Raw genomic sequence first — 22,869 nt, forward strand, 5'->3', positions numbered from 1 at the left:
GGGGCTCTTCTGTTCGTGCGCAAGGTCGGGCAGTCTCGACGCTTCCTTCCCGGTGGAGTGGAACATGGCCGTCAAGCGCGTCGTCGCCAACATCGCCACGTCTGATCCGGCGCGTGCGGCAGCGTTCTACAGCGAACTGCTGGACATGCCGGTGGTGATGGACCATGGCTGGATCGTCACCCACGGCGGGCAGGGCAGTGCCCCCGCCCAGATCAGCTTCGCCAGCGAAGGAGGTTCCGGCACACCGGTGCCGGACCTGTCGATTGAAGTGGACGACCTGCAGGAGGTACTGGAGCGCGTGCGCGCGGCCGGGGTGGCGGTGGAGTATGGCCCCGTCGACGAGCCCTGGGGCGTGCGCCGCTTCTTCGTCCGCGACCCGTTCGGTCGGTTGCTGAACATCCTCGCCCACGCCTGAGCGACGGCGAGCGCTTCAGCGACGGGTGCCGCCACGCTTCGGGGCCGGCGACACGCCGACCATGCGCAGGCAATCGGCCACCACCGCCGCAATGAACACCTCTGCGTCCTGCGACGGCACAGCGATCAGGTCGTCGGTGGCGCCGTGCACGCCGGCATAGATCAGCGAGGCGGTGACCGGCGGTGCCGGCAGCTGCCACAGACCCGCGCGTACACCGGCTTCGAGGATGCCAAGCAGCTGCTGCTGGATCGCGTTGCGCTCGGCATTGCCGCGCTGGTGGTGGTGATGGTTGGGGTACACGACGTCGTGCAGCGCGTGCGTGCGCACATAGATCTCGATGTTGGCGCGGATCCAGGCGCGCAGCCGGGCCACGCCATCATGGACTGGATGCTGCTGCACGGCCTGGTCGACCTCGGCCATGAACCGCTGTGTGTAGCGCTGCGCCAGCGCCTGCAGGATCTCGGTGCGCGAGGCGAAGTAGGTATAGAACGTGCCCTTGGCCACGTCGGCGGCGGCCACGATGTCACTGATGGTGGTCGCTTCCACGCCCTGTGACAGGAACAGCGCCTGCGCGGCGTCCATCAGCTCTTCCTGGCGGGTTTCAGCGGGTTTGGTGCGGGGCCTGGCGACTGCGGGAATCGGCATGGGGCGGGGTCCGGGGGCGACGGTCGCCATTCTAGCCTTCCTCCGGCAATGACTGACCGTCGGTCATTGACTGACGGTCAGTCATCAAACTACGATGCGCGCACGCTCTCTCCCGGCATCCGCACATGCAACGCTTCCGACGGCCGGCCCTGGTGCTGGCGGCCTACCTGGGCACCTTCCTCGCCTCGCTGGACATCAGCATCGTCAACGTCGCGCTGCCGACGCTGCAGCGGGCACTGCACACCGACATGGCCGGGCTGCAGTGGGTGATCAACGCCTATGCCATCGCCCTGTCCGCAGTGATGCTGTCGGCGGGGCCGCTGGGTGACCGCTATGGCCACCGCCGCATGTGGCTGCTCAGCGTGGCGACCTTCACCGTGGGCTCGCTGCTGTGTGCCTGCGCAGGGAGTCTTTCCGCACTGGTGGCGGGGCGGGCGGTGCAGGGTGTGGCCGGCGCCCTGCTGATCCCGAGTGCGATGCCGATCCTCAGCCATGCGTTTCCCGAAGCGCGTGCGCGTGCGCGCGTGATCGGGGGCTGGTCGGCGTTCAGTGCGCTGGCGCTGGTGCTGGGGCCGCTGCTGGGGGGCGAACTGGTCCAGCGCGCCGGCTGGCCTGGGATCTTCCTGATCAACCTGCCGCTGGGCCTGCTTGCACTCGCGCTGGGGGCCTGGGGCATTCCAGAGCGACGGCATCCGCAGCACGCCGCGCTGGATCCGGCCGGGCAACTGCTGAGCATTGTCGCGCTGGCTGCACTGAGCTATGGCCTGATCGCCATCGGCGAGCACGGCCTGCTGGCACCTGCAACCCTGCTGGCGCTCGGCATCGCGGCTGCGGGCCTGGCACTGTTTGGCCGGGTCGAGCGCCGGGTGGCGCGGCCGCTGCTGCCGCTGGACCTGTTGGCGATACCGGGTTTTGGCGTGCTCAACCTGGCCTCGTTCGTGCTCGGATTCACCGCCTATGCCAGCCTGTTCTTCCTGTCGCTGTTCTTCCAGCAGGCGCAGGGACACGGGGCTGCGCAGGCCGGTGCGCAGCTGGTACCGCAGTTCGTCCTGATGGCGGTGGTGTCGCTGCTGTTCGGCCGTCTGGCGGCGTGGATCGGGCTGCGTACCGCGCTGGTGGCGGGCTATGCACTGACCGGCATGGCGCTGTGTGCGATTGCCACGTTCGAGCCGACCACAGCGCACGGCCATGCCAGCGCCTTGCTGATGCTGCTCGGCACTGGCATGGGGCTGGCGGTACCGGCGACCGGCATGGCGGTGATGTCATGCGTACCGGTCGAACGTGCCGGCATTGCGTCGGCCACGATGAACGCGCTGCGCCAGGCCGGCATGAGCCTGGGCATTGCGCTGCTGGGCAGCCTGATGGGCCTGCGCGCCGTGCAGCAGTTCGCTGCGGCCGCGCAGGCGTCCGGGCAGCCTGCGATGGCTGCGCAGGCCCGCGCACTCATCCTGCACCCGGCGTTGCCGCTGCCAGGGTCGCAGGCCCAGGCGTGGTACCGCAGCGCGATGGCCAGCGGCTTCGGCTGGGCAATGACGGTCGCCGGCGTGCTGGCCCTGCTGGCGGCGTTTGCGCTCTACCGGCACCGCAAGCCAGGTTGAACCGACGGGCTCAACCCTGCTGACGCTGCGGCGTCGAGGTCGCTGGCGCGGGTTCGGCTGCCTGCTGCTGTTGCCGCCGTGCATTGGCATGGCGCGCGTGCCCGCCTTCGCGGCCGATCGCGGCCATGTGCTGGCGGTTGCGGCTGATTGCCTCGCCACCCTTGCGGCCCGCTTCGCGCGCCTCCGCCGGGCTGAATTCATGTGCGTTGCCGGAGGCGTGGGCGGCGCGTCCCCCCTTGGCGGCGATCGCGCGCTGCTTGTCCTGGTCCATCGAGGCGAAGCCACGGTGGGAGGTGCCGTGACGCTGGTCAGCCATGTGAATTCTCCCGGTGCAAGGAAAGGAAGCTCATCCTTGCCGCTACGTGGCTAAGGCAGTGTCCGCACCGGTGGCCTTGCCTTCACGCTGCGTCGCGCGCGCGTTCACGGCCGCGCTACATGGCGGCGCGTGAGCGCCGCCTTGCTAGGATGGAGCCCGCACGCCGGATGGATGCCCGGCCAGGAAGGGACACCATGAACCGATTTGGATGGCTCGCCCTGTTGGCCTGCGCTGCGCCGGCGCACGCGGACAACGCACTGCTGAGCGGCAGTTTCGTCCACGTCGGCTATTCGGCCAGCGATGAGCAACTGCCGGCGGCACAGCTGCCGATGTTCCTCGACGAGCTGCAGGATCTGGGCAATGACACGCTCATCATCGGCCAGACCCGCGCCACCCGGGCTGGCGTGGGCTGTGCCGGCAGTACGCAGGATTTCGAATGGATCGCCGGCTTCCCGGCCAAGCTGGGCACGGTGCTGGACGCCGCCGAAGCGCGTGGGATGAAAGTCGTGGTCGGCACCACCTACAGTTCGGGCCAGTGTGCGACGTTCTGGCAGGGATCGAATGCCGCAGCGGTGGCGCAGGATGCCGCGCAGTCGATGGCGCAGCTGGCCCAGCAGTACGCGGCGCATCCAGCATTCGCCGGCTGGTACATCACCGATGAGCCCGCGCAGGTGCCGGCCGAGCGCGCGTCCTTCTACCGCGCGATCGTCTCCGCACTGAAGGCGGCAACGCCCTCCCGGCCGGTGATGGTGGCGCCCTACCTGGCATCCTCCAGCGTCGATCCGGCCAGTGTGGCCAGCGCTGCGCTGCGCTTCCGTGCGGCCACGGGCGTCGACGTGCAGATCTGGCAGGACGGCATCGGCGCGGCGCCGTACGCGAAACTGTTCCAGTGGGATCGACCCGGCTACAGCACCGAGCAGTACTACCAGGCCTTGTCGGCGCAGCTGGGGGCCAGTGGCCTGTGGGCCGACATCGAACTGTTCAACCATGGCAGCCCGCTGTTCCTGGACACCGGCAACGGCCTGTCCGGTGCCTACCGGCCGGCGTCGGTGCAGCGCATCAACCAGCAGTTGTGGAGTGCGCGCTCGGCTGGCAAGCGCGTTGCCTGGCTCAACCAGTACCACCTGTCCGAAGTGGTCGGCCCCGGCCAGGGCTACGGCGAGGCGCCGCGGATGATGAACACCTATCGCGGCTTGTATGGCCTGGGTGCGTCGTACATCGTCGATCCGCTGCAGACCACCTACCACTACAGCGTGGCGCCGGCGGCCAGCTATCCCGACAGCAGCGGCCATGAGCTGTTCGACCGCCGTGTGGGCGACCCGCGCAATCCGATGGACGCGGGCTGGGTCGGCGTGCACGGCAACCTCAGCATCACCCTCGACCTCGGCCAGCGCCGGCGGGTGGACTGGATCGGCCTGCACACCATGACGCGCCCGGCCTGGGGCATCGTCACGCCGACATCGGTGGAGGTGATGTGCGCCGAGCCGGGAACTGCCGCCGTTTCGATCGGCGCGCTGTCGGCACCCTTCACCCAGGCCGGCGTGATGGGTTCGACCGAAGAGGAGTATGTACTCGGCAATGCAGTGCCGCTGGCCGCGCTATGCCGCACGCTGGAGCTGCGCGTGACCAACGGCAGCTGGACCTTCGTCAGCGAAATCGAGATGGCCGCCGAGCAGTAGCGCCTCAGCGCCGGCGCGCGTCCTGCAGGCGCTGGGTGAAGGGGCGCTGTTCGAGCGCGGCAAGCGCTTCGCGCAGCACCTGCTCCAGCGACTGCCCCAGATCGGCATCGAGGCTGCGCGCCGCACGCGCGGTGGCCTGCCATTGCGCCTGCAGCGCAGGCAGCGCCCGCTGCGCGCGCGGGCTCAGCTGCAGGATGCGTTCGCGCCCATCCTCGCCGTTGGCGGCGTGCAGCCAACCGTCGCGCAACATCGCCGCCACCGTCTGGCTGAGCGCCGAATGGCTGAGCCCGCAGGCCAGTGCCAGGTCCTTGATCCGGCAGGGGCCCTGTGCCATCAGCGTGCGCAGTACCGGCGTGTAGCGGGGGCGGTAGTCCAGCTGCAGGTCCCGGTAGGCCTGCTCCACCGCAGGGTCCAGCTGGTCGAGCAGGGCGCGCAGCAGGGTGCCCAGCGTGGCGTGTTGGAGATCCATGACCCGGATGATATATAAGCACTTACATATCTTCAATGCGGGGTGGGGCATGGCGTTCTCCTGGATGCTCGGTGCGCTGCTGGGCGCGGCCTGCCCGGCGCAGGATGCGGTGCTGCAGGCGGCGGCCAGCGCCGTGCAGGCGCAGTACCTGGACGAGGCGGAGGGCGCCCGTATCGCCGATGCCCTGCGCACCTGGGCGGCGCAGCAGCGCTATGCGGGCAGCTGTGCCGATCCTGTGGCCTTCAGTGCACGCCTGAACCAGGACCTGGACCGCTTCGACGGCCACTTCCACGTTGAACGCGTGGACGCGGCGGCCGGCCAGGACGACTGGCTGATGGCCTGGCGAGCCGATGCCCGCGGCGATGGTGCCGGCGTGCGCGAGGTCCGGGTGTTGGAGGGCAACGTCGGCTACCTGCGGCTGAGCACCTTCTATCCGCTGGATCTGGCCCGGCCGAAGCTCGCAGCGGCCTTCACACTGCTGGCCGACACCGATGGGCTGGTGCTGGACCTGCGCCAGAACGGGGGCGGCGACGACGGCAGCGCGGACCTGCTGGTACGCACGTTGCTGGACACGAAGATCGACGCGGTGCAGCAGCTGGACCGGCGCGGCCGGCGCACGCCGGTGCCGCTGCCTCCGACGAGCCTGCCCGCGTACCTGAAACCGCTGGTGGTGCTGATCGACCGCCGCACCGGCTCGGCGGCCGAGTTCGTTGCCTATTCACTGCAGGCGTTGGGCCGTGCCCGCATCGTCGGCGCGCGGAGCGGCGGTGCCGCGCATATGTTTGGTGATCCTGTGCTGCTGCCCGATGGCTATCAGATCAGCATTCCCGACCGGCAACCGATCAACCTGCGCACCGGCGGCAACTGGGAACGAACCGGCGTAAGGCCCGATATTGCTGGCGGCGACGACCCGCTGTTCATCGCACGGCAACTGCTGGCGCCTGCAAAGTCGTCACGATGAACGCAGCATTGCGTGGCCATGCTCTCGCAGACGCGCGGATGCGTGCCTAGAATCGAAGCATCCCGGTAGTTCCCGGGCGCTTCGAGTGAATGGACTCAATGAAGATTCTGTTGACCGGCAGTTCCGGGCGCATCGGGCGCGCGATCTTCGGTGCGCTGGCGGCCACCCACGAGGTGGTGGGCCTGGACCGCAGCCCGTTCGCGACCACGCGCATCGTTGCCGATGTCACCGATCGCCAGGCCGTCGCGCGTGCGGTTCGCGGCGTGGACGCGGTCATCCATACCGCGGCCCTGCATGCCCCGCATGTCGGCCTGGTGCCGGATACGGTGTTCCAGCAGATCAATGTGGAGGCCACCGCACACCTGCTGCAGGCGGCGCGCGACGCCGGTGCACGGCGCTTCGTGCTGACCAGCACCACCGCCCTGTACGGCCACGCGGTGGTGGCCGGCGGCTGCCGTTGGATCGACGAAGACACCGAACCGCTGCCGCGCACGATCTACCACCGCACCAAGCTGCAGGCCGAGACCCTGGCCGAAGCCGCTGCCGCGCCGGGCTTCAGCGTTCGCGTGCTGCGCATGGGCCGCTGTTTCCCCGAGCCGCCCGAACGCATGGCAATGTTCCGCCTGCATCGCGGCATCGACGCGCGCGATGTGGCCAGCGCACATGCCGCGCTGCTGCTTGACCACGACGGCACAGGGTTCGCACGCTACCTCGCCTGTGCGCCGACGCCGTTCCGCCGCGAGGACTGCCTGGAACTGGCCACCCATCCGCGCAGCGTGCTGGCCCGCCGCGCACCGCAGCTGCTGGCCGAGTTCGAGCGCCGTGGCTGGCCATTGCCATTGAGCATCGACCGCGTCTACGACAGTGCCCGCCTGCGCAGCGTGCTGGGCTGGCAGCCGAGCTTCGGGCCGGACGAGGTGCTGCAGCAGTACGCCGTCGGCAGCATCGAGGTACTGCCGCGCGCGCAGTGGCTCAAGGACCGCGTGGCCGAATGAAGGCGTCGGCAGGGACGGGCCGCTGACCCGACCCTGAGCAGATTCAGGAATATCCAGGCGGGTTGCCTCAACCTCGTTGGCGGGCGGCCGCTAACCCGGTGCGCTTCCAGCGCCGGGGCCCCCCGGCGGCCGGTGGCCTGCGCGACGGATCGCGCGCCTGCGCGGTGCCCTCGGGGTGCCGGTCGTCCTGAACTGCCTTGTGGACCCTCCCATGCCTTCTTCCCGTTCCGCCGCTGCCCGCCGCCCGGGCAGCATCGCCCACAAGCTGATGCTGGGCACCGCCGCCATCGCACTGCTGTGCTTCGGCCTGACCGCGTTCCTGATCTATCGCCAGGCCAGCACCAGCCTGATCAATGCCTCGCGGCAGACCATGACCAGCGAGGCGACCGCCGAGGCGCGCCAGGTAGCGGCCGATCTGGGCACCGCCTTCGCCAGCAACGATGCCATGGTTGAAAGCGTGCTGGCCCAGCGCGCCCGTGGTGACGTGCCCGACCGCGCCAGCCTGGCGGCGGTGCTCGGCGAGCAGCTGCGCAGCCATCCCGAATGGCTGGGCAAGAGCACCATGTGGGAGGCCGATGCCTTCGACGGCAAGGATGCCGAGTTCGTCAACACCGAGGCGCACGATGCCACCGGCCGCTACATGAGCTACTGGGCCTGGCAGGAGGGCAAGCCGCAGCAGTCGGTGATGACTGATTACACCGAGACCGCCAGCGGATCGGGTGACTGGTACATGGGGCCCAGCCGCGACAAGCTGCCAAAAGTCAGTGAACCGTATGCCTATGACATCGCCGGGCAGCAGGTGCTGATGAGCACGCTGAGCACGCCGATCATCGAGAACGGCAGGTTCCTGGGTGTGTTCACCGTCGACTTCTCGCTGGCAGCGTTGCAGAAGCACCTGGCCACGCTGAAGCCGATGGGGGCCGGTCGTGTCGAACTGCTCTCGCCCAAGGGCGTGGTGCTGGCCTCGGCCAATGCCGCCGAGATCGGCAAGCCGCGCAGTGATGCATTGACCCGCAGCATGCTGGCCGAGATTGCCGCCGACCGCCCGTTCGAGGCCTTCAGCCCCGATGCGGCCGGCAACGTGCGCGTGTATGTGCCGCTGCGCGTGGGCGACGCCCCGCAGCGCTTCGCGCTGGGCGTGGTGGTGCCGCACGCGGTGATCGTGGCAGAAGCGCGCCAGCTGCTGTGGCTGACCCTGCTGGTCGGCGTGGTCGCCGCGCTGACCCTCAGCGCCGGCGTGTATGTGCTGCTGCGCCGCCTGGCGATCCGTCCGCTGGCCGAAGCCGTGCGCGTGGCCGGTGACGTCGCGGCCGGCAAGCTGGACAGCGCGCTGCCGGCGCGCAGCAATGACGAAGTGGGGCGGCTGCTGGACGCGATGCAGGGCATGCGCGGCCAGCTGCAGTCGGTGATGGCTGCGCAGGCCGAAATGGCGCGCCGCCACGATGCCGGTGAACTCAGCTACCGTATGGATGCGGCAGCGTTCCCGGGCGAATATGGCCGCATGGTGGCCGACAGCAACCAGCTGGTGGCCTCCAGCAACGCCGTCACCCAGCGCCTGGTGGACGTCATGCAGCGTTATGCCGTGGGCGACCTCAGTGTGGACATGGAAGCGCTGCCGGGCGAGAAGGCGGTGTTCACCGCCGCAATGGCAACCACCAAGCACAACCTGGCCGCGATCAACGAGCAGATCCAGCAGCTGGCCGCTGCGGCGGCCGCCGGTGATTTCGCGGTGCGCGGTGATGCGCTGCGCTTCGACCATGACTTCCGCCGCATGGTCGAAACCCTGAACACCATGATGGAGGTGAGCGACCACAACCTGGCTGCGCTGTCCACGCTGCTGCGCGCGATCGCCGCCGGTGACCTCAGCACCCGCATGCAGGGGGACTTCCACGGGGTGTTCGCGGTGATGCGCGACGATGCCAACAGCACCGTGCAGCAGCTGACCCAGATCGTTGGCCAGATCCAGCAGTCGGCGGCCAGCATCCGCCTGGCCGCCGGTGAGATCGCGGCCGGCAACAGCGACCTGTCGCGCCGCACCGAACAGCAGGCGGCCAACCTGGAAGAAACGGCTGCGTCGATGGAAGAGCTGACCTCGACCGTGCGCCAGAATGCCGAGCATGCGCTGCAGGCCAACACCCTCGCCGGTTCCGCGGCGGGCGTGGCCAGCGAAGGCGGGCAGGTGGTCAGCCAGGTGGTGCACACCATGGAACAGATCGAAGCGTCCTCGCAGCGCATTGCCGAAATCATCTCGGTGATCGATGGCATTGCATTCCAGACCAACATCCTGGCGCTGAACGCAGCAGTGGAAGCGGCGCGCGCCGGTGAGCAGGGCCGTGGCTTCGCCGTGGTCGCCAGTGAAGTGCGCGCGCTGGCGCAGCGCTCGGCAGGTGCCGCGAAGGAGATCAAGGCGCTGATCGACGCCTCGGTGGCCCAGGTCGGTGCCGGCGCGCAGCTGGTACACGGCGCGGGGCGCACCATGCAGGACATCGTCGGCCAGGTCGGTCGGGTCAACGAGATCATGGCCGAGATCTCGGCCGCCTCGCGCGAGCAGTCGGCCGGCATCGAGCAGGTCAACCAGACCGTGGTGCAGATGGACGAAACCACCCAGCAGAACGCCGCGCTGGTGGAGGAAGCCAGTGCCGCCGCGCGTGCGATGGAGGAGCAGGCCGAGCAGCTGGCGGTGGCGGTGTCGCGCTTCCGGCTGCAGGCCGAGCCGGCGGTCGTGGCACGCCGCGCGGCCTGATCGCACAAATGAAGACGCCCGGCGGGGGCCGGGCGTCGGTTGCATCCTTGCCGCGCATCCCTGCGCCGGTCTGATGGCTTAGAACATTCCTTCAAACGGGTTCCAGCTGGCGCGACCCTCCACCTTCTCCAGGTAGTAGCTGTAGTTGGTGCTGGAGGCGACCAGCAGATTCATCGCGATGAACAGCATGCGCCCGACGACGTCGGGAAGGAACATGCTGATGATGGCCAGCGCGATGTTGATGCCGATGACCACCAGCGCCTTGCGCCACATGCCCAGGATCAACAGGTAGATCGCACCGAAGAACAACGCGAAGAAGTTCAGGTTGATCTTCAGGCGGTCACCGAACGACAGCGCCTTCCAGGCCTGCTTGAAACCGGGATTCTTGGGGGCGCCATGCTGGCGGAAGAAGTTGAAGCGGAACTGCCACTTCGGGCTGAACTGGGACAGGTCAGTGGTATTCATTTTGGGGAAACATCCCTGTGAGAAAACGTTTTCATGATAAGGCAAGTCCTATTCAGGATCCAAGGGCTGCCGTCAAAAATGTGACGCGTTCCGTGTTCCACGTCGTGCGCCCGGGTGCCGCATCGTCACCCGCCTGCCTCGTTTTTGAGTTAGGGTGCGCAGTTCCGCTGCCGCCCCGGTTGGACCCGTGCGGCGGCGGGATGTCCATGGAGGTTGCATGACCACACCTGCTACACCGGAAAACGCACCGGGACCGGTGCTCCTGCCGACACCTGAAGTGGTGCAGGCACAACAACTGCTCGCACGCCAGCAACTGGCGGTGGCGATGGACCGTGCACGCACGGCCGCCACGCGCGACGCGGCACCGGCCGCGCTGGAAAGCGAGTAACCCGCAACACCGTCGATCGCGCTGGCAGGTCGCCAGCGCGATCACGGCGCGCGCCGCCGGTCAGAACCGTGCGGTCATGCTGAGGAAGTAGCTGCGCCCGGCGACGAAGTAGTCGGTGGAGCCCTCTGCATACAGCTTCTTGTCCGCCAGGTTGCTGACGCCACCGCGCAGGGTCAGCACCTCGTTGACGTTCCATGCCGCGGTCAGGTCATACAGGGTGTAGGCCTTGAGGAAGGTCGTGGCGGTGCCGGCCTGCCTGCCGGTGTACTGCGCCGACAGGCTGCTGGAGAACACCGTGCCGGGCGTCCAGTCCAGCGACGAATAGCCGGAGAATTCCGGCGTATCGATCAGGTCGCGGCCGGTGGTCAGGTTCCTGGCTTCCTTCATCCAGGTCGCCGACGTGCGCCAGCGCCACTGCTCGCCGAAGCGGACGTTGAAATTGCCTTCCATGCCACTGGTGCGCGCGCGCTGCACGTTGCTCATGCGCGTCCACCAGAGGCCGTTGAACAGGCCCAGGGGCGCGTACTCGATCTTGTTGCGGAAGTCGGTATGGAAATAGGTCACCCCGGCATCGATCAGGTCATTGTCGAAGCTGATGCCGATCTCGCGGTTGGTGCTGGTTTCCGGATCCAGGTCCGGGTTGCCGGCCATGTAACAGCCGCCGCGGGTATAGCCCAGCGGGATCAGCGAGGTGCAGCCGCGGCCGCCGGACTGGGTAGCCGCGCTGGCTGAGTTCTCGGTCAGGCTGGGCGCGCGGAAGCCCTTGGAGACACCACCGCGGATCGTCCATTGTTCGGCCGGGTGCCAGACCAGGTAAGCACGCGGGCTGACGTGGCCGCCGAACTGCGGGTGATGGTCCAGGCGCGCGCCCACGGTGAGGGCGAGGGTGCGGTGCAGCTTCAGTTCGTCCTCGACGAACAGCGCCCAGGTATCCACGTCCAGATTGGAGCCGCTCACCGCGTTGCCGGCGTAGTCGATCGGCGCGCGGCCGATGGTGTCGGTGTTGGTCAGCTGCTGGCGCTTCCACTGCCCACCCGCCGCGAACTGATGTTCAACGCCCAGGGTGAATGGCGTGGTCAGGCTGCCTTCGATGATCGTATCGGTGGCCTCGGAACGGCCGGTGGCACCAATGTCGTTCGTGTATTCGGTCCAGTACGCGCTGAGCCTGGAGGTGCCGAAGCGCCACCTGCCATCGTGGTTGAGCGCCAGCGAGCTGCGCTTGAGCTCACTGGCACCCCAGGCCCCTTCGTCCTGCTTTTCCAGCGACGCATCGATGAAGGCCTGCTGCACGCCATGGCCCGCCTCCAGCGACAACGCCTGTGCGTCGCTGAGCGTCCACTGCAGCAGGGCATCGACATTGCGGTCCTTCTCGCCGGCGTAGGCGTTGCCATAGACGCCGCCGTTGGACCGGTCCGAATCACGGCGCATGCTGTTGGCACCGATGCGCAGGCCGAAGCGCTCGCCCAGCGGGCCGGAGAAGGTCGCGCCGATCTGCTGGGTATCGCCGCGCTTGCTGTCACCGGGGCGGGTAAGGCTGTGGGTGGCGCTGCCAGTCCAGGCGTCGCCGATGCGCCGGGTGATGATGTTGATCACCCCGCCCATGGCGTCGGAGCCGTACAGCGAGGACATCGGTCCACGTACCACTTCGATGCGCTCGATCTGCTCGGGCGCGATCCAGTTCAGGTCCTGGCGGCCGAGATCGGGGCGGTAGTGGGTCGAGGCCGAGCTGCCCATGCGCTTGCCGTCCACCAGCACCAGCGTGTAGTTGGACGGCATGCCGCGCAGCTTGATCTTGGACTGCTCGCCGACCGCACTGAGGCCACCGGTCACCCCCGGAACACGGCTGAGCAGGGTGGCCAGGTCGGGCACCGGCTGGCGCTCGATGTCCTCGCGGCTGATCACGCTGATGCTGGCCGGGGCATCCTTGATCCACTGCTGGCTGCCGGAGGCGGTGACCACCACGGCGTCCAGGTCCTGGGGGGAGGCCTCGGCGCTGGCCTCGGCGGCGGCCAGGACGGGCAGGGCCAGCAGGCAGGCGGTGGCCAGGGCGCTGGCCAGGCGGGTGCGCGGCAGGCGCGCGCGGGGGGAACGGGACGGCAGGGACATGACGGCTTCCATGGGAGGTAGGGTGACCCGGTGGAAGCAGCAGGCGCAGGCAGACAGCAGGCAGCTACCCTTCCGTGGGTCGTCGGGCGCGCGGTGCGGACCGGCGCAGCTGGGTGGGTCGCGGCCGTGCGGAAGACGGTGACCTGCCTGGTTTTTGAATGATACCCGTTCTCATTTGTTACGATCCAGTGCCGGCGCGGATGGAGTGACATCTGGCCGTCCCGAGACGTGATCGCCTGCTATTAGCTGAATGGGGAGAAATCCCGGCGTAGGCCTTCGCACCCGGCTTACATTTGGCGCCCTAGACTGGGCCGCATTTTCGATTCCGCCCCGTTGGAGATCGTGTGGGTTCCGGTAGTGACAGACATCGACTGTGCGGCCCCGGGCCGACACAGCCAGGACAAGTGCGGGCGCCGGGAAAGCGCGCCGGGAACCTTGGTGCATGCAGCCCGGCCGGGACGGCCGGCCGTGCCGACGGCGCGGAGTAGGTGTCGATGGGGGTGCAGACCATCCAGGCGGAAGCAGAATCGCCCCGGCGTGATGCCGGCTGGGCGCTGCTGCCCGCGGAATCGCCATTGCCGATGCCCGAGCAGACCCTGCGCCAAGGCGCACTGAAGGTCCGGCGGCACCGCACCTCGCCACGCCTGATCGGGCTGCGTCGGTTGTACATCTTCGGTGGCACGCTCGGGATGACCGCCGTGGCCACGCGGATGATGTGGCGGGTGCTGTCGGCCAATGGCATCAGCGTGCTCGAAGCCTGCCTGCTGGTGCTGTTCGTCGGCCTGTTCGCCTGGATCGCGCTGTCCTTTGCCAGCGCGCTGGCCGGCTTCCTGACCGCGGTGTTCGACCGCGGCTATCGCCTCGGCATCGACCCGGACAAACCGTTGCCGGCCGTGCACAGCCGTACCGCATTGTTGATGCCGACCTACAACGAGGATCCGCGCCGCCTGTTGGCCGGCCTGCAGGCGATCTATGAGTCGGTGGCGGCCACCGGCCAGCTCGACCGCTTCGATTTCTTCGTGCTCAGCGATACCCGCCGCGACGACATCGCCGCTGCCGAGGAACAGGTGTTCGCCGAACTGCGCGACCGGGTGCCGGACGGCCAGGCCCGCCTGTTCTACCGCCGCCGCGGTGACAACACCGGGCGCAAGGCCGGCAACATCGCCGACTGGGTGCGTCGCTTCGGCGGCGCCTACCCGCAGATGCTGATCCTGGATGCCGACAGCCTGATGACCGGCGACAGCATCGTGCGCCTGGTGGCCGGCATGGAGCACAACGCCGACGTCGGCCTGATCCAGACCCTGCCGTCGGTGATCGGTGGCCGCACCCTGTTCGCGCGCATGCAGCAGTTCGGCGGGCGCGTGTATGGCCCGGTGATTGCCCGTGGCGTGGCGTGGTGGCATGGCGCCGAAAGCAATTACTGGGGCCACAACGCGATCATCCGCACCCGCGCCTTCGCCGACCACGCCGGCCTGCCGGCGCTGCCAGGACGCAAGCCATTCGGCGGCCATGTGCTCAGCCACGACTTCGTCGAAGCGGCGCTGATGCGCCGTGGCGGCTGGGCCGCGCACATGGTGCCCTACCTTGGTGGCAGCTACGAGGAAGGCCCGCCGACGCTGACCGACCTGCTGGTGCGCGACCGCCGCTGGTGCCAGGGCAACCTGCAGCACGGCAAGGTGGTCGGCAGCCGCGGCCTGCACTGGATCAGCCGCACGCACATGCTGATCGGCATCGGCCACTATTTCACCGCACCGATGTGGGCGATGCTGATGCTGATCGGCATCGCCATCCCGCTGTTCCAGGAGGGCATCGATTTCAATGCCCTGCTGCACCTGTCGCCCAGCGTGTACTGGCGCGCGCAGGACGAAGAACAGGTGGTGCGGCTGTTTGCCGCCACCATGGCGGTGCTGCTGCTGCCCAAGGTCCTGGGCTACCTGGCGATGCTGCTGGACCCGGTCGACCGCCGGGGCTGTGGCGGCGCGATCCGCGCCTTCGTGTCGATGCTGGTGGAAACCGTGCTGGCCGCGCTGATGGCGCCGGTGGTGATGTACGTGCAGTCGCGCGGCGTGGCCGAGGTGCTGTCCGGCCGCGACTCGGGCTGGGACGCGCAGCAGCGCGACGACGGCGGCATCTCGTGGATGGCGCTGATCCGCGGCTACGGCGGCCTGGGTGTGTTCGGCGCCTTCATGGGCGTGCTGGCCTGGGCCGTGTCGCCGTCGCTGGCGGCGTGGATGGCGCCGGTGGTGATCGGCATGGTGTTGGCCATTCCGGTGGTGGCGCTGACCTCCTCGCGGGGGCCGGGCGCCTTCCTGCATCGCCTGGGCCTGCTGGACATTCCCGAAGAGAACATCCCGCCACCGGTACTGGTCCGCGCCGCCCAGCTGCGGCGGGAAGCGGCCGAGCACCCGCCGCTGTACTGATTGCCCCACGCCAGCGGCATAATGCGGCTCGAACTTGACGGAGCCGCATCATGCTGCAAACGGTGGAACAGGAAACCGGCGCCTCGCCGCAGTGGTCGGTGATCTGGCTGCACGGCCTCGGCGCCGACGGCCACGATTTCGCGCCGATCGTGCCGGAACTGGTGCGGCCGCACTGGCCGGCGCTGCGCTTCGTGTTTCCGCACGCACCGGTGCGGCCGATCACGATCAACAACGGCGTGCCGATGCGCGGCTGGTACGACATCGTCGGCATGGACTTCCGGTCGCGTGCCGACATGGCCGGCGTGCAGGAATCGGTGGTGCAGCTGGACGCGCTGATCGCGCGCGAGATCGAGCGTGGCATCGCGGCGGAGAAGATCTTCCTGGCCGGCTTCTCGCAGGGCGGGGCGATCATCCTGACCGCCGCGCTGGCGCGCACCGCGCCACTGGCCGGCCTGATCGCCCTGTCCACCTATCTGCCCGAGGCCGACAGTGCCCGTCGCGCTGAAGGTGCCGTGCAGGTGCCGGTGTTCATGGCCCATGGCAGTGGCGACCCGGTGATCCCGCAGGCCGTCGCCGCGCACAGCGCACAGGCGCTGCGCACGCTGGGCCTGGACGTGGCGTGGCACAGCTACCCGATGGCCCACCAGGTCTGTGCCGAAGAAATCCAGGCGCTGGGTGACTGGCTGCAGGAACGGCTGGGCGCGGCCTGAGCCATGCCCCCGGCCAGCCCATCGCCGTGGATGCCGGAACTGTGCCGCCTGCCACGGCTGGCGGCGATGCTGGGCCTGGCCGAGCTGGTGGTGGTGGTGCTGGCGCTTGCGCCGGATGGCAGCCGCCACTGGACCGTTGGCGAACTGCTGTCGGCCAGCGGCTTCGCGCTGTGGCTGGCGCTGGCAGTGGCCGCCAGCCTGTGCGTGCTGCGGAAGGCGCTGTCGAGGCTGCCGCAGGTACTGGGCGCCGTTGCCGCGATCGCGCTGGCAACCCTGATCGCGGTGGTCTGCGCCGGCATCGTGCACGCGTTGTACGCGGTGCTGGGTGACAGTTTCGCCAACGGCATCAGCTTCTGGCGCTTCACCCTCGGCAGCGCCGCCACCACCGCGCTGATCAGCGCGCTGGCGCTTCGTTACTTCTATGTCAGCGACCGCTGGGCGGCCCAGGTGCAGGCCAATGCGCGCGCGCAGGCCGATGCGCTGCAGGCGCGCATCCGCCCGCATTTCCTGTTCAACAGCATGAACCTGATCGCCAGCCTGCTGCATCGGGACCCGGCGGTGGCCGAGCGTGCCGTGCTCGACCTGTCCGATCTGTTCCGTGCGGCGCTGGGCGCAGGCGAGGGTGATTCCACCCTGCGCGACGAATGCGAGCTGGCCGAGCGCTACCTGTCGATCGAATCGCTGCGCCTGGGCGAACGCCTGCAGGTGCGCTGGCAGCGCGAGGAACCGCTGCCGTGGGATCTGCCGTTGCCGAGGCTGGTACTGCAGCCGCTGGTGGAGAACGCCGTGCTGCATGGCATCTCGCGCCTGCCCGAAGGCGGCACCATCGAGCTGCACCTGGCGCGCGAGGGCAACGCGTTGCAGATCCGCGTGCGCAACCCGGCGCCCGATCCGCAGGCACCGGGGCTGGCGCTGGCGCGGGGCGCCGGCCATGCCCAGCACAGCATCGGCCATCGGCTGGCCTGGCGCTTCGGCAGCGCTGCGCGGATGACGGCTGGCTGGAGCGAGGGCTACTATGCCTGCCAGGTGACAGTGCCGATCCAGTGAGGGAACGATCGTGAGGGTAGTCATCGCCGATGACGAACCACTGGCGCGCGAGCGCCTGCGCAGCCTGTTGGCGGCACAGGAAGGCGTGGACGTGGTGGCCGAGGCCGGCAACGGCGAGCAGGCCCTGCACGCGTGCGCGGCGCTGCAGCCTGACCTGGTCCTGCTGGATATCGCGATGCCCGGGCTGGATGGCCTGGAAGCGGCCCGCCACCTGGCCAGCTTCGAACCGCGGCCGGCGGTGGTGTTCTGCACCGCGTATGACGCGCATGCGCTGTCGGCGTTCGAGGCCGCGGCGATCGATTACCTGATGAAGCCGGTGCGCGCCGAGCGGCTGTCGGCGGCGATTGCACGCGCCCGCACGTTCCTGGCCGGCCGCGATGGCCAGCCGCAGGCGCACAGCGGGCAGCAGGCGCGCAGCGTGCTGTGCGCGCGCCTGCGCGGCAGCCTGCGCCTGATTCCGCTGGACGACATCCACTACCTGCAGGCCGAGGAGAAGTACGTGGTGGTGCACCACGCGCGCGGCGAGGACCTGATCGAGGAATCGCTGAAGTCGTTGGAAGAAGAGTTCGCCAGCCGCTTCATCCGCATCCATCGCAACTGCCTGGTGGCACGCCACGAGCTGGTGGAACTGCGTCGCGGCTCCGGCGGGCAGGTGCAGGCGGTGCTGCGGCATGGCAAGCAGCCGCTGGAAGTGAGCCGCCGCTGCGTGGCGACGCTGAAGCAGGAACTGCGGCATCTGTGAGTGGTCCCGCGCGGCCTGCGGCCGCGACTGCTGTGAAGTCAACAGCAACAGCAACAGCAACAGCAACAGCAACAGCGGGTCATGTCTCGTTGTTTCTACGTGCTGGGTCGGGCCGGGGTGGGGCGGCGGGACACGCCGTAAACCCATCCATGGGGGCTCGATGGCGCCTTGCTCGTGTGCGCTGTCCTGCGCACACGGCAAGTCCGGGGTTGGGCGTCCTGCCCAACCCGCCCGAGGCATGCCTCGGACCCATGGCGCCAACGGTCCCGCCACCCCACCCCGGCCCAACCCGTCCGTTGTCTACCGCATCGGACAGCAAGAGCATTGGTGTTATCGGGTGGGGGAAGAGGGGTCAGATCCCTTTTCCTGCGGAAAAGGGATCTGACCCCGGAAGCCGTCGGCTGTTGCCTTTGCTTCTTCATTTTTCTTTTGATCTTCCGTGGCTGGCGCACACGGACACTGTCAAAGGCCGGGGCGGTGGGGTCATACGGGGTGTCCGCGGCATGGATGCCGCGGCCAAGCCCCAGGGATGGGTTCACGGCGTCCCTGCATGACCCCACCGCCCCGGCCAAGCACGGCTTCTGCTTTGATACCCCCAGCCACGAGGGGCTCCGCCGTTGGCCGTATCCGCGCCGAAGGCGCGATAATGACCGGATGGAAACCGTCCGCATCGCCACCCGCAAGAGCCCGCTCGCCCTCTGGCAGAGCGAACACGTCGCCGACCGCCTGCGCCAGGCCCATCCCGGCGTGCATGTGGAACTGGTGCCGATGAGCACCCGCGGTGACGAGGTGCTTGATCGCTCGCTTGCCGCGATCGGTGGCAAGGGCCTGTTCCTGAAGGAGCTGGAGCTGGCCATGCTGCGCGGTGAGGCCGACTGCGCGGTGCACTCGCTGAAGGATGTGCCGATGGAACTGGACGAGCCGTTCGCGCTGCCGGCAATCCTGCCCCGCCACGATCCGGCCGATGGCTTTGTTTCCAACCTGTATGCCTCGCTGGACGCGCTGCCGATCGGTGCCCGGGTCGGTACTTCGTCGCTGCGCCGCCAGGCCCAGCTGCGCGCGCTGCGCCCGGACCTGCAGCTGCTGGACCTGCGTGGCAACGTCAACACGCGCCTGGCCAAGCTCGACAATGGTGGCTACGACGCGATCGTGCTGGCCGTGGCCGGCCTGGAGCGCCTCGGCCTGGGCGCACGCATCGTCGCGCGCCTGCAGCCGCCACAGTGGCTGCCGGCGCCGGCACAGGGCGCCGTCGCGGTGGAATGTGATGGCGGCAATGCGCGCCTGCGGGCGCTGTTCGCCACGCTTGATGACGCAGCCACGCGCGCCTGCGTGGAAGCCGAGCGGGCAATGAACCGCGCGCTGCATGGCAGCTGCCATGTGCCGGTGGCGGCCATCGCGCAGTGGCAGGGCGACGACCTGCACCTGCAGGGCTTGGTCGGCAGTGCCAGCGATGGCCGCGCGGTGCGCGCCGAGGCGGTGGGCCCGGGCAGCGACCCGGAGGCGCTCGGCCAGCGCGTGGCGAAGATGCTGCTGGAGGCCGGTGCCGGCGAACTGCTGAACGTCTGAGCCATCGCCGGTAGTGCCGGCCGCTGGCCGGCAACCGCGTGCCCCAGTTGAATGCAGTTGCCGGCCAGCGGCCGGCACTACCGAAAGAGGAACGGGCGCCCTGGGCGCCCGTTCTGCTTATTTGAACTTGTAGACCACGTTCATCGTGGTCAGCGTATCGGTCTTGCGCTTGTCCTCGGCGACGTCGCTGTTGTAACGCGCCTGCCAGCCGGCCTTCAGCGCCAGGTGCTCGTTCATGCTCACCGAGACACCGAAGTCGTTCTGGCCGAAGGTGTTGTACGAACCGGACTCGACCAGCAGGGTGTTGACCAGGTCGGTGTTGTCGGTCAGCGAATACTTCATGTCGAACAGGCCACGGCCGATCAGGCCGGTGCGGGTGCGGTCGTCTTCGGTGCTGTGGGTGCGGCGCACACCGGGGCCGATCTGCGCGTCGAACGAGAAGCGCTCGGTGTTCCACAGGCGGGTGCCATAGCCCAGACCGAACGAGCTCTGGCGGTCGTAGGTGGCGAAGTCGTCGCGCTCGGTACGCACCGTGGCGGTCAGCTGGCGGTGCTCGCCCAGCTGCAGCGCGCTGCCGGCGCTGCCGGTGTAGCGGTTGGCAGTGGTGTTGTTGCGACGGGTGGTGGTGCCGTCGTCATTGGTCTCGGTCACCTTGGAGCTGGAGCGCAGGCCGAACAGGTCCATGCTGTGCACCCAGTCGCCGTCGGTGTAACGCAGGCGCAGGCGGCCGTTGAAGCTCTCGGTGCTGCTGTTGCCGCGTGCCGACGCAAAGCCGAGCTCGCCGCCGCTGCCGCTCCACGGCGAGGACATCGCCGCCAGCTCGGAGGCATCCTGCGCGTATGCGAGCGGCGCACACAGCAGCAGGGGGACCAGCAGGGACACGCGCAGGGACATCGAGGGTTCTCCGGAACGGTTGACAGCCGGTGATGATACTGGAAGCGTGATGGCGGTCCGAATCGATCCAATGCGCGCTTCAGCAAGCGTTGCTGCGATCCCCTATTCAGGGCAGATCGACGTGCAATGCCGGGTCGTTGAAGCGCGAATAGCGCAGTCGCAGCTGGAAGCTGCGGCCATGGCTGCTGCCACTGCGCACGATCTGCCGCGGCAGGCCCTGGGCATCCACCCAGTATTCCAGGCGTTCGCCGGGTTGGGCACCGCGCAGCCGGTAGTGACGGGTCTGGACCCCGTCCAGCGCCTGGCTGCCGAGGTCTTCGGCCTGCAGATCGGCCGGCAGGGCGTCGGCCGGCAGCGGGTTGCGCCATTGCTCCAGCAGGCCGGGCGGCGTCGGTACCTGGCGGATCGCGCCGTCGGCCTGCAGGAACAGGGTGTCGCCGATGATGGTCTGCGGACCGGCCGGGGTCTGCACCCGGAATCGATCGGGCGCGACGAAATCCATGGCGCTGCGCACCGGCTGCGGTGCGCCCAGGACCTCCAGTTCGGCGTGGAAGCTGCGCAGGGCCGCGAAACGCTGGCTGGCGCCCAGCACCGCCTGCGCCGGGTCGGCGGCTGGCACGGGGGCCGCGGTGCCGGCCGGCGCGGGCGCGCGATCACAGGCGGCCAGCAGCAGGCAGGCCAGCAGGGACAGGGCGGGCAACCGGCGCATCGGGCATTCCATGGGGTGGGGGCGACCACGATAGCCCAAACGTCCCACACAAGACCCGCGACTCGGACATAATCGGGGGCATGGACCGATACGAACGCATCACCGCCCTGCATCGTCTGCTCAAGTCCGCGCGCTATCCGGTCACGGTGGCGACCCTGCAGGACAAGCTCGGTTGTTCCCGTGCCACCGTGTACCGCGATCTGGCCTTCCTGCGCGACGCGCTGATGGCACCGATCGAGGGCGACGGCGAGGCGGGCTTCCGCTACCAGGCCGACGAGAGCGATCGCTTCGAGCTGCCCGGCCTATGGCTCAGCTCGGAGGAGCTGCATGCGCTGTTGGCCTCCCAGCACCTGCTGGCGCGTACCGGCGGTGGCGTGCTGTCCTCGGTGCTGGCACCGCTGCAGCAGCGCATCGAGAGCCTGCTGGCCGCCCAGGCGGGCGTCTCCAGCTGGCCGGTCGACCGCGTGCGGGTGATCCCGCATCGCGGCCGCAAGTTTGACGAGGGCAGCTTCCGCAGCGTCGCTTCGGCCGTGCTGGAGCGTCGCCAGCTGGCATTCGAGTACCGCGCCCGTTCCACCGACGAGCCGACCAAGCGCACGGTCTCGCCGCAGCGCCTGACCCACTATCGCGACAACTGGTACCTGGACGCCTGGGACCACGACCGCGAGGCCCTGCGCAGTTTTGCAGTGGACCGCATCCACAAGGCACGGGTGGTCGACAGCACCGCCCGCGACGTCGCCGACAGCGAGCTGGACGAGCAGCTCGGCGCCAGCTACGGCATTTTCTCCGGTGCGCCGAAGGGGTGGGCGACCATCCTGTTCAGCGCCAAGGCCGCGCGCTGGGTGGCCGACGAGCACTGGCATTCCAAGCAGCAGGGCCGCTTCCTGGCCGACGGCCGCTATGAGCTGAAGGTGCCGTACAGCGTTTCGCGCGAGTTGCTGATGGACGTGCTGCACTATGGATCGGATGCCGAGATCGTCGAGCCGATGATGCTGCGTGAGCAGGCCAAGGCGCTGCTTGAGCTGGCGCTGAGCAACTACGAACCCTCCTGACACTCCCCCCGAGAATCCCGTCCCCCATGAAGAAGACCCTGTTGTTGCCCCTGCTCGCCGCGGCGCTGGCCCTGACCGCCTGCGGCACGTCCGGCGAGCCCTCGCAGAAGCTGGTGGTGGCCGCCACGGCCGTGCCGCACGCCGAGATCCTCGAGGTGGTCAAGCCGATCCTCAAGCAGGAAGGCGTGGACCTGGACGTGCGCGTGTTCAATGACTACGTGCAGCCCAACGACCAGCTGGTGCAGAAGCAGGTGGACGCCAACTACTTCCAGACCGAGCCGTACCTGGATGCGTACAACCGCGACCGCAAGACCGACCTGGTGAAGGTGATCGGCGTGCATATCGAGCCGTTCGGCGCTTACTCGCGCAAGGTCAAGTCGCTGGCCGAGCTGCGCGAAGGTGCCGACGTGGTGATCCCGAACGACCCGAGCAACAACAGCCGCGCGCTGATCCTGCTGCACAAGGCCGGCGTGATTCAGCTGAAGGACCCGACCAACGCACTGTCGACCCAGCGCGACATCACCGCCAACCCGAAGAACCTGAAGTTCCGCGAGCTGGATTCGGCGATGTTGCCGCGCGTGCTGGACCAGGTCGACCTGGCGCTGATCAATACCAACTACGCGCTGGATGCCGGCCTCAACCCGACCCAGGACGCGCTGGCGATCGAGAGCAAGGATTCGCCGTACGTGAATTTCTTGGTCGCGCGCCCGGACAACAAGGACGACGCCCGCGTGCAGAAGCTGGCCAAGGCGCTGACCAGCCCGCAGGTGAAGGCCTTCATCGAGACCAAGTACAAGGGCGCGGTGCTGCCGGCGTTCTGACCGTGTGGTAGTGCCGGCCGCTGGCCGGCAATCACCGAGCATTGCGAAGATCACGGGTCTGCCGGCCAGCGGCCGGCACTACCCTCAATCCCGCGTACAGCCGCTCGCGCCGGGCCGCGTCCATCCAG

21 protein-coding genes are annotated in these 22,869 nt (G+C 68.6%); 14 read left to right on the top strand and 7 right to left on the bottom strand.

The features are described from left to right. The first annotated feature begins 64 nt into the window (after nt 1–64). Entirely contained in the window at nt 65–415 is a 351-nt protein-coding gene (locus BLS66_RS14320; protein WP_049471015.1) for a VOC family protein, read from the top strand. 15 nt (nt 416–430) lie between these two features. Here BLS66_RS14320 and BLS66_RS14325 read toward each other — a convergent pair whose 3' ends face one another. After that, nucleotides 431–1,060 carry a TetR/AcrR family transcriptional regulator gene (locus BLS66_RS14325; protein ID WP_074726151.1) on the bottom strand — a complete coding sequence of 210 codons (630 nt, stop codon included), beginning with the start codon at nt 1,058–1,060 and terminating at the stop codon, nt 431–433. Nucleotides 1,061–1,185: 125 nt separating this feature from the next. Here BLS66_RS14325 and BLS66_RS14330 point away from each other — a divergent pair, with 125 nt between their 5' ends. Next, on the top strand, nt 1,186–2,658 hold the full coding sequence (locus tag BLS66_RS14330; RefSeq protein ID WP_074726152.1) for an MFS transporter: 1,473 nt from the start codon (nt 1,186–1,188) through the stop codon (nt 2,656–2,658). Between the two features lie 10 nt (nt 2,659–2,668). On the opposite strand, the gene BLS66_RS14335 is transcribed toward BLS66_RS14330, so the two are convergent. Then, nucleotides 2,669–2,974 carry a KGG domain-containing protein gene (locus BLS66_RS14335; protein WP_049471020.1) on the bottom strand — a complete coding sequence of 102 codons (306 nt, stop codon included), beginning with the start codon at nt 2,972–2,974 and terminating at the stop codon, nt 2,669–2,671. Between the two features lie 194 nt (nt 2,975–3,168). On the opposite strand from BLS66_RS14335, the gene BLS66_RS14340 reads away from it, so the two are divergent. Then, the gene (locus BLS66_RS14340) at nt 3,169–4,653 is read left to right on the top strand and encodes a DUF4434 domain-containing protein (RefSeq protein ID WP_074726153.1); all 1,485 of its coding nucleotides are present in this window, start codon (nt 3,169–3,171) and stop codon (nt 4,651–4,653) included. 4 nt (nt 4,654–4,657) lie between these two features. On the opposite strand, the gene BLS66_RS14345 is transcribed toward BLS66_RS14340, so the two are convergent. After that, nucleotides 4,658–5,122: a MarR family winged helix-turn-helix transcriptional regulator gene (locus BLS66_RS14345; protein WP_057493885.1), complete on the bottom strand. Its 465-nt coding sequence runs from the start codon at nt 5,120–5,122 to the stop codon at nt 4,658–4,660. 49 nt (nt 5,123–5,171) lie between these two features. Between BLS66_RS14345 and BLS66_RS14350 the strand changes: the two genes are divergently transcribed. The 3 genes from BLS66_RS14350 (at nt 5,172) to BLS66_RS21005 (ending at nt 9,821) form a co-directional block, all read left to right on the top strand. Continuing rightward, the gene (locus BLS66_RS14350; protein ID WP_074726154.1) at nt 5,172–6,083 is read left to right on the top strand and encodes a S41 family peptidase; all 912 of its coding nucleotides are present in this window, start codon (nt 5,172–5,174) and stop codon (nt 6,081–6,083) included. A 98-nt stretch (nt 6,084–6,181) separates the two neighbouring features. Then, entirely contained in the window at nt 6,182–7,078 is an 897-nt protein-coding gene (locus BLS66_RS14355; RefSeq protein ID WP_049471026.1) for an NAD-dependent epimerase/dehydratase family protein, read from the top strand. A 211-nt stretch (nt 7,079–7,289) separates the two neighbouring features. Next, a complete protein-coding gene (locus tag BLS66_RS21005) occupies nt 7,290–9,821 on the top strand; it encodes a methyl-accepting chemotaxis protein (RefSeq protein ID WP_049471027.1) in 2,532 nt (843 codons plus the stop codon). 78 nt (nt 9,822–9,899) lie between these two features. Here the strand turns inward: BLS66_RS21005 and BLS66_RS14365 are convergent, their stop codons facing one another. Beyond that, a complete protein-coding gene (locus tag BLS66_RS14365; protein ID WP_046432666.1) occupies nt 9,900–10,286 on the bottom strand; it encodes a DUF2628 domain-containing protein in 387 nt (128 codons plus the stop codon). 217 nt (nt 10,287–10,503) lie between these two features. On the opposite strand from BLS66_RS14365, the gene BLS66_RS20780 reads away from it, so the two are divergent. Beyond that, entirely contained in the window at nt 10,504–10,674 is a 171-nt protein-coding gene (locus BLS66_RS20780) for a hypothetical protein (RefSeq protein ID WP_005419553.1), read from the top strand. 60 nt (nt 10,675–10,734) lie between these two features. On the opposite strand, the gene BLS66_RS14370 is transcribed toward BLS66_RS20780, so the two are convergent. After that, nucleotides 10,735–12,780: a TonB-dependent receptor domain-containing protein gene (locus BLS66_RS14370; RefSeq protein ID WP_074726155.1), complete on the bottom strand. Its 2,046-nt coding sequence runs from the start codon at nt 12,778–12,780 to the stop codon at nt 10,735–10,737. Between the two features lie 494 nt (nt 12,781–13,274). Here BLS66_RS14370 and mdoH point away from each other — a divergent pair, with 494 nt between their 5' ends. From mdoH to hemC, 5 genes are all read left to right on the top strand, one after another. After that, nucleotides 13,275–15,200, top strand: a complete 1,926-nt coding sequence (gene mdoH, locus BLS66_RS14380) for a glucans biosynthesis glucosyltransferase MdoH (protein WP_053506877.1) — start codon at nt 13,275–13,277, stop codon at nt 15,198–15,200. 50 nt (nt 15,201–15,250) lie between these two features. Further along, nucleotides 15,251–15,910, top strand: a complete 660-nt coding sequence (locus BLS66_RS14385) for an alpha/beta hydrolase (protein ID WP_080355599.1) — start codon at nt 15,251–15,253, stop codon at nt 15,908–15,910. Nucleotides 15,911–15,913: 3 nt separating this feature from the next. Continuing rightward, a complete protein-coding gene (locus BLS66_RS14390; RefSeq protein WP_049471035.1) occupies nt 15,914–16,957 on the top strand; it encodes a sensor histidine kinase in 1,044 nt (347 codons plus the stop codon). A 10-nt stretch (nt 16,958–16,967) separates the two neighbouring features. Then, on the top strand, nt 16,968–17,699 hold the full coding sequence (locus tag BLS66_RS14395; protein WP_053461458.1) for a LytR/AlgR family response regulator transcription factor: 732 nt from the start codon (nt 16,968–16,970) through the stop codon (nt 17,697–17,699). 654 nt (nt 17,700–18,353) lie between these two features. Continuing rightward, on the top strand, nt 18,354–19,265 hold the full coding sequence (hemC, locus tag BLS66_RS14400) for a hydroxymethylbilane synthase (RefSeq protein ID WP_049467492.1): 912 nt from the start codon (nt 18,354–18,356) through the stop codon (nt 19,263–19,265). A 117-nt stretch (nt 19,266–19,382) separates the two neighbouring features. On the opposite strand, the gene BLS66_RS14405 is transcribed toward hemC, so the two are convergent. Together BLS66_RS14405 and BLS66_RS14410 are read right to left on the bottom strand one after the other, a co-directional pair. Beyond that, nucleotides 19,383–20,159: a DUF481 domain-containing protein gene (locus BLS66_RS14405; protein WP_014648509.1), complete on the bottom strand. Its 777-nt coding sequence runs from the start codon at nt 20,157–20,159 to the stop codon at nt 19,383–19,385. Nucleotides 20,160–20,265: 106 nt separating this feature from the next. Further along, a complete protein-coding gene (locus tag BLS66_RS14410; protein ID WP_053461456.1) occupies nt 20,266–20,868 on the bottom strand; it encodes a LolA-like protein in 603 nt (200 codons plus the stop codon). Nucleotides 20,869–20,948: 80 nt separating this feature from the next. On the opposite strand from BLS66_RS14410, the gene BLS66_RS14415 reads away from it, so the two are divergent. Both BLS66_RS14415 and BLS66_RS14420 read left to right on the top strand, forming a co-directional pair. Beyond that, nucleotides 20,949–21,920 carry a helix-turn-helix transcriptional regulator gene (locus tag BLS66_RS14415; RefSeq protein WP_049467495.1) on the top strand — a complete coding sequence of 324 codons (972 nt, stop codon included), beginning with the start codon at nt 20,949–20,951 and terminating at the stop codon, nt 21,918–21,920. Between the two features lie 26 nt (nt 21,921–21,946). Next, nucleotides 21,947–22,741 (top strand): MetQ/NlpA family ABC transporter substrate-binding protein, encoded by a 795-nt coding sequence (locus BLS66_RS14420; protein ID WP_053506979.1) that lies wholly within the window; start codon nt 21,947–21,949, stop codon nt 22,739–22,741. Nucleotides 22,742–22,869 lie beyond the last annotated feature (128 nt).

This window comes from Stenotrophomonas pavanii, from assembly GCF_900101175.1.
In the GTDB taxonomy this organism is placed as follows: Bacteria; Pseudomonadota; Gammaproteobacteria; order Xanthomonadales; family Xanthomonadaceae; genus Stenotrophomonas; species Stenotrophomonas pavanii.

Excerpts from the sequence above, each read along its gene's own strand:
- BLS66_RS14390 (WP_049471035.1), top strand. The coding sequence starts at position 15,914 with ATGCCCCCGGCCAGCCCATCGCCGTGGATGCCGGAACTGTGCCGCCTG.
- BLS66_RS14330 (WP_074726152.1), top strand. The coding sequence starts at position 1,186 with ATGCAACGCTTCCGACGGCCGGCCCTGGTGCTGGCGGCCTACCTGGGC.
- BLS66_RS14385 (WP_080355599.1), top strand. The coding sequence starts at position 15,251 with ATGCTGCAAACGGTGGAACAGGAAACCGGCGCCTCGCCGCAGTGGTCG.
- BLS66_RS14420 (WP_053506979.1), top strand. The coding sequence starts at position 21,947 with ATGAAGAAGACCCTGTTGTTGCCCCTGCTCGCCGCGGCGCTGGCCCTG.
- BLS66_RS14320 (WP_049471015.1), top strand. The coding sequence starts at position 65 with ATGGCCGTCAAGCGCGTCGTCGCCAACATCGCCACGTCTGATCCGGCG.
- BLS66_RS14405 (WP_014648509.1), bottom strand. The coding sequence starts at position 20,159 with ATGTCCCTGCGCGTGTCCCTGCTGGTCCCCCTGCTGCTGTGTGCGCCG.
- BLS66_RS14410 (WP_053461456.1), bottom strand. The coding sequence starts at position 20,868 with ATGCGCCGGTTGCCCGCCCTGTCCCTGCTGGCCTGCCTGCTGCTGGCC.
- BLS66_RS14370 (WP_074726155.1), bottom strand. The coding sequence starts at position 12,780 with ATGTCCCTGCCGTCCCGTTCCCCCCGCGCGCGCCTGCCGCGCACCCGC.
- hemC (WP_049467492.1), top strand. The coding sequence starts at position 18,354 with ATGGAAACCGTCCGCATCGCCACCCGCAAGAGCCCGCTCGCCCTCTGG.
- BLS66_RS14355 (WP_049471026.1), top strand. The coding sequence starts at position 6,182 with ATGAAGATTCTGTTGACCGGCAGTTCCGGGCGCATCGGGCGCGCGATC.
- BLS66_RS14365 (WP_046432666.1), bottom strand. The coding sequence starts at position 10,286 with ATGAATACCACTGACCTGTCCCAGTTCAGCCCGAAGTGGCAGTTCCGC.
- BLS66_RS14415 (WP_049467495.1), top strand. The coding sequence starts at position 20,949 with ATGGACCGATACGAACGCATCACCGCCCTGCATCGTCTGCTCAAGTCC.
- BLS66_RS14345 (WP_057493885.1), bottom strand. The coding sequence starts at position 5,122 with ATGGATCTCCAACACGCCACGCTGGGCACCCTGCTGCGCGCCCTGCTC.
- BLS66_RS21005 (WP_049471027.1), top strand. The coding sequence starts at position 7,290 with ATGCCTTCTTCCCGTTCCGCCGCTGCCCGCCGCCCGGGCAGCATCGCC.
- BLS66_RS20780 (WP_005419553.1), top strand. The coding sequence starts at position 10,504 with ATGACCACACCTGCTACACCGGAAAACGCACCGGGACCGGTGCTCCTG.
- BLS66_RS14335 (WP_049471020.1), bottom strand. The coding sequence starts at position 2,974 with ATGGCTGACCAGCGTCACGGCACCTCCCACCGTGGCTTCGCCTCGATG.
- BLS66_RS14325 (WP_074726151.1), bottom strand. The coding sequence starts at position 1,060 with ATGCCGATTCCCGCAGTCGCCAGGCCCCGCACCAAACCCGCTGAAACC.
- BLS66_RS14350 (WP_074726154.1), top strand. The coding sequence starts at position 5,172 with ATGGCGTTCTCCTGGATGCTCGGTGCGCTGCTGGGCGCGGCCTGCCCG.
- mdoH (WP_053506877.1), top strand. The coding sequence starts at position 13,275 with ATGGGGGTGCAGACCATCCAGGCGGAAGCAGAATCGCCCCGGCGTGAT.
- BLS66_RS14340 (WP_074726153.1), top strand. The coding sequence starts at position 3,169 with ATGAACCGATTTGGATGGCTCGCCCTGTTGGCCTGCGCTGCGCCGGCG.